Consider the following 2,536-nt stretch of genomic DNA (forward strand, 5'->3'; position numbering starts at 1 on the left):
CGAAGAAATGTGACAGCTGCTGGATGAAACATTGATTCAGCTGGAGTCGGATTTCATGTTTCTGCAGATTATTCTGTTACTCAAAGTAATACAATAGATACAAATAACAGATATACTAAAATTAGAGCATACGCAGAATATAATGGATACCGTTTTGATGTATGGGAATCTAGTTGGTTTAGTGATAGTAAAGTAGAAAGTAATGCAGCATGAAGATCAGTAGGAATATGTTTTGTAACATATCGCTCATTCCTTGCTCTAGTCTAATAAAAAAGGAGGCATCTATTTGAAACATACTAAAATACGTATTATTATTTTGGCGGCTGTATCATTAATTGGTGGAACTTTACTTTTAAAAAGTCTAGAGTTAGCTGAACCTCTTGTTCACTCCTGGGTACAATCAATGGGTGGAAATATAGATACAGCAACATATAACGTTGTTTTAAATAATTATGCTAATAACTTTCGAGTATTGGGCGGAATTATATTTGGGGTAGGCTTTTTCTTCTTTATATATTCATTGTTTTTTACAAAAAAATGAAAAATCCCCTTCAAGTAATCGTGTAACATCCATGTATGTACATGGTCCTTTTACACTTTCTACTTAAAGGGGATTATCTTTTATAAAATAAAACGATTTACTCGCTTATTTATCCCGCATTAACGGGCAGTAATACTCCCATCTCAAAATTCAGCAAAAGCAAAGGAGTGAGGCGGGAGATAAACTGCCCGTAAAAGCCCGATTGGTGAGGGCTAATAATCAGTGGGGGATGAAGCCCCCCACTAATTAAAGTTTCACTTTATCTTATGAATACGCGTCCTATTTGTGCTGCTGATTGCGGATCTATTGTCCATTGGTCTTTGTCTTTTTGTACCATTTTAACTGTAACTACCTCTTCAGCATATGATAATTTTACGTCTTGTAATAGTTTATTATATGTTTCAAAAATGGCCTTCATAAGGTCATCTTCTGAGATATTTGGATTTTGAGATGCCAATTTCATCATTTCGGTTTGCATTGGTGATTGTAGTGCACTCACATCCATTGGTTTTCCCTTCAATTCAACTTCTGCTTTTCCATCTTTGCTGGATAGTACTTTTGTTTCATATTTTACATTTTTTTGAATCGCTGCTTTCAAATTCTTAAGGAACTGACTTAATAACTGATCATCAACTTTTTTTCCTATTTCTCGCTCCATTTGTTGCTTAAATCCGTTTTCAACGTCGCTAATAAATTGAGAGCTGTCTTCCCCTGTTAATTTTTTTAATTTATCTATATCTTTATCATAAAATGCTGCATTCACATATGCATTTAATGCTTCAGCAGGCTTTTGTAAACCCTTTGCCTGTTCAGATAATTTTTTTCCGTCAATTTTATATGTCGCTTTTTCTTTACCATCTTTCTTTTCATCTACGGAGTATTTCTTATACACTAGCTCATAAGAAGAGTCCTCCTTAACATCAAAATACAAATTCCCTTCTATTTTTTTTCCTTTATCAAGATCGCCTGAGTTTAACATATCATTGGCTGAACCAAAATACTCTTTTGCTACTTGATCACCTTGATATAGAGTAAAATCTTTAGGAATCATATGTAATGTTTCTTCTCCTGTATTTTTCAGGCTAACTTTCACTTTTAACACTTGACCATTATTTGGTTTTGAATATCGATCGGGTAGAACAAACTCTGCGCTTTCTACCTGTACCTCGACACCTTTTAATTTTGTAGTCTTCCCAACTTCAACTGTTTTCGGTTTTTCAGGTTCTGATGACGTTTTTTTCGCATTACAACCACTTACAATTCCAGTCATCAAAACAGCTGTAATACAAATACTTGCTAACTTCTTCATACTTATTACTCCCCCATTGCCTTTTCTACTTTTTAGAATAATCTTAAAATCCCCTCTTAATTATATACTGGAATATGAAGATTTGCATAGAAAAAATGGAAAACTTATACTGAAAATACTAATATTACCTTATTATATTATTCGGATAAAGGATGCTATGTAAAAAAATGAAAAGTATAAAAATAGTGGCTACAGTCGTACTCACAACAGGATTAGCGTTATCGGCTGTGGCACCATATGAAGAAGCTCATGAAGATGAAAAAGATCAATTGCAGGTTCAAATGCAAGAAAATTCATTCTGCACAGGTGAACTTACATTACCATCACAAAAGGCTTTGAAGCAGCAAAAATTAATTAAACAAATTCGCCTGAGGTAAAATATGATTCATACCAGCTTTTTTGTTTCAGATCCATATTCTATCTATATGGTCACATCTGAAGTTATTTCAGGCATATATATTACAAAGAAAATTAATAGAAAAGAAACAATCTCCTTTATTATTAAACTGTACCCCGAATCGTGGCCACTTAAAAAAAGTCCATGATTCGGGGTTTTATGTATCTTTTCCCCCACTGTAGTTTTGAAATAAAGTCGTACCGTTTTAAAGAAAGTTATACCGTTTATAAAAAAGTTGCACCGCTTTATCCCTTTGTATAAAGGGATATTTTTTGTGCGTATTTTTAAT

General features: G+C 33.3%; 4 protein-coding genes. 2 read left to right on the forward strand and 2 right to left on the reverse strand.

Going from position 1 to position 2,536, the window contains the following annotated elements:
• The first annotated feature begins 286 nt into the window (after positions 1–286).
• Positions 287–541: a hypothetical protein gene (locus V7183_RS15615; RefSeq protein WP_335360111.1), complete on the forward strand. Its 255-nt coding sequence runs from the start codon at positions 287–289 to the stop codon at positions 539–541.
• Positions 542–800: 259 nt separating this feature from the next.
• Here V7183_RS15615 and V7183_RS15620 read toward each other — a convergent pair whose 3' ends face one another.
• Positions 801–1,850 (reverse strand): DUF5105 domain-containing protein, encoded by a 1,050-nt coding sequence (locus V7183_RS15620; RefSeq protein WP_097898157.1) that lies wholly within the window; start codon positions 1,848–1,850, stop codon positions 801–803.
• A 185-nt stretch (positions 1,851–2,035) separates the two neighbouring features.
• Between V7183_RS15620 and V7183_RS15625 the strand changes: the two genes are divergently transcribed.
• Positions 2,036–2,227 (forward strand): hypothetical protein, encoded by a 192-nt coding sequence (locus tag V7183_RS15625; RefSeq protein WP_141523318.1) that lies wholly within the window; start codon positions 2,036–2,038, stop codon positions 2,225–2,227.
• Positions 2,228–2,271: 44 nt separating this feature from the next.
• Here V7183_RS15625 and V7183_RS15630 read toward each other — a convergent pair.
• On the reverse strand, positions 2,272–2,536 hold a 265-nt coding region (locus tag V7183_RS15630), incomplete at its 5' end, for a hypothetical protein (RefSeq protein WP_335360112.1).

It is taken from the genome of Bacillus sp. JJ1127 (genome assembly GCF_036965845.1).
In the GTDB taxonomy this organism is placed as follows: Bacteria; Bacillota; Bacilli; order Bacillales; family Bacillaceae_G; genus Bacillus_A.